1 protein-coding gene is annotated in these 2,699 nt (G+C 71.7%); it reads left to right on the forward strand.

Going from position 1 to position 2,699, the window contains the following annotated elements; translation table 11 throughout:
- Window positions 1-458: 458 nt before the first annotated feature.
- Window positions 459-2,567, forward strand: coding sequence for a prolyl oligopeptidase family serine peptidase (locus tag GT354_RS19370; protein WP_161357558.1), 2,109 nt, complete (start codon window positions 459-461; stop codon window positions 2,565-2,567).
- Window positions 2,568-2,699 lie beyond the last annotated feature (132 nt).

Below are 2,699 nucleotides of genomic sequence, written 5' to 3' on the forward strand. Positions count from 1 at the left end.
CGTACCACGGTCTTCTGCGGAGACGGACCGTGCCGGCCCTCGATCCGCGCCTCCTCCACCCGGCAGGCACCGCAGCGGCACGAACCGGTCCCCGTCCGCGGGGGTGGCACTTCGACCACCAACGCCGACCCCGGGTGCGACGCAGGAGCGCAGGGCCCGCTCCTCGACCGGTCCGTACGAGTGGTTTCGAACCGCGACACGGTGCTCCTCGCCGTGGGGGCGGTTACGCCGAGGGACCCTGAGACGGTCAACGAGCGACTACACGAAGGGCGGAACGATGCAAGAGATGCCGGGACTTCCCGTGATCCTCACCCTCCTCGCCGACGAGGTGGCGGGCCTTGAGGAGTGGCGCATGGAGCTCGCCGAAGGCGACACCGACTGACGGTTTCCGTACTCGGGCGGCGGGGCGTTCCGATTTCACGGCTCGCCGCCCATCGCGTGGAGGAGACCTGGAGAGCGTGAGCGACGAGTGCGTTCGACGGCAACCGATCCTGGAACGGATCCACGGCCGGACGGTCGCCGACCCCTACCGATGGTTGGAGAACGACGGTACGGCCGAGTGCGCCCGGTGGCTCGCCGGGCAGGAGCAACTGCTCGTGCGACACACGCCCGCGTCGCAGACCCGAACGCGAGCGGCTTTTCGAGCGTTGCTGAGTCGGTCGACGGAGCGTGCGGGCGCGGTGGTGTCGGCACCGGTGGTGCGTGGACGGCGGCAATTCTTCATGCGTCAGCGGATCGGGCAGGAGATGCCCGTGCTGGTCGCCGCGGTCGAGGGGGTGGGCGCCGAGGCCGGGAAAATCCTGCTGGATCCGGTGGCGCTCGACCCGTCCGGCGCGACGTCGCTGTCGGCGTGGCGTCCTTCGTGGACCGGGCGGTTGCTGGCGTTTCAGACGGCGGCCGGAGGTGCCGAAGCACCGCACCTGCGGGTGCTGGACGTGGCGAAGGGTCGTGTCGTGGACGGCCCGCTCGCCCTGGGCCGGCCGTCCGCGGTGGCCTGGCTTCCCGACGACAGCGGCTTCTACTACGTGACGGGGTCGCCCGCGGAACCCCGCCGGGTGCGGTTGCACCGCATCGGCAACGACCCCACGCGCGATCCCGTCGTATGGGAGACGGGGATGCGTCACCTGTCGGTGTCGCTGGGCCCCGAGGGTCGCTGGCTGGTGGTGAGTGCCGCTCCGGGCGCGCAGACCGGCAACGAGCTCAGGCTGGCGGACCTGTGGACCACCGCGGCCTGCGGACGAGACCCGGAGAACCCTGAACTGGTGACCGTCCACGACGGGACGTCACAGGGCAGCAGCGCTCTGGTCAAGGCGGGCCCACGCGGGCTGTTGTACGCCGTCACCGACGCGGAGGCGCCACGCGGCCGGGTGTGCGTCGTCGATCCGGCCGTGCCCCGGTCCTCGGCGTGGACCACCGTCGTCGAGCCCGGCCCCGACGCCGTGTTGTCCGCGTGTACCGCCCTGACCGATCCGGCCGGCGGACAGGTGAGGCTGCTGGTGAGCACGGTGGGCAACGGCGTGCCCCGCCTGGCGCTGCACGACGTGACGGGCCGGCTGCTCACGGACATTCCCACGCCCGGGTCGGGGCCGGGCACGATCAGTGGGCTCAGTACGCCGCCCGGAGACGCCGACCGGGTGTGGTTCCGATACACCGACTTCGTCACTCCTTCCACCGTCCACCGTTTCGACCTGGCCGAGGGACGTTGCCTGCCCGAGGAAGGGTCGGCGAGCGGGACGACTGCCATCCGGCGCTCGCCGCTCGTGTCCCGCCGACAGGAGCCGGTCGTACGGCAATTCACCTATCCTTCCGAAGACGGCACCCCCGTCGGCCTGTACGTCATTGCCCCGCCGGGCTCGCACGGGCCTCGCCCCACCCTGCTGACCGCCTACGGCGGCTTCGGCGCCTCCGCAGCCCCCGCCTACTCACCCACCATCGCCGCGTGGGTGAGAGCCGGCGGAATCTACGCCGTGGCCGGAGTGCGCGGCGGCGGCGAACAGGGCACCACGTGGCACGCAGCCGGAAGCGGACCCAACAAGCCGCACGCGTTCGCGGACTTCGCCGCCGCAGCCCGCCGGCTGGTCGACCAGGGCCTGACCACCCCTCGGCAACTCGCCGTCAAAGGCGCCTCCCACAGCGGCCTGATGGTCGCCGTCGCCATCACTCGCAATCCCGAGCTCTACGCGGCCGCCGTCTGCTCCGACGCCGTCACCGACATGGTCCGCTATCCCCTGTTCGGCCTGGGCGCCTGGTGGGCCGAGGAGTTCGGCACACCTCACGAACCCGACCAACTCGACGCCCTGCTCGGCTACTCCCCCTACCACAACGTCCGACCGGGCATCCATTACCCGGCCGTCCTCCTCACCAGCCCCCGCATCGACCCCCGCGTCGGCGCCGCCCACATGCGCAAATTCACCGCTGCCCTCCAACACGCCACCGGGTCCGGCAAACCCGTTCTCCTGCGCACCGAGGACGGAGTCGGACACGGACCTCGCACCGCGACCCGCCAGGTCGACCTGCAAAGCGACGTCCTGGCCTTCTGCGCCGAACACACCGGTCTCGTTTTGTGATGCCGCGAGGGCGGGCGAGCGTCGATGCGAGCAATCCGGTCGTCCGCGGGGAGCGGGGCCGCGTCGTCCTTCCGGACCACCACGGCGGCCACGACGTTCGCGTCCGGCGGCCCGGCGGCCCGGCGCGTCCGG

The sequence above is a fragment of the Streptomyces sp. SID3343 genome (genome assembly GCF_009865215.1).
Lineage (GTDB): Bacteria > Actinomycetota > Actinomycetes > Streptomycetales > Streptomycetaceae > Embleya.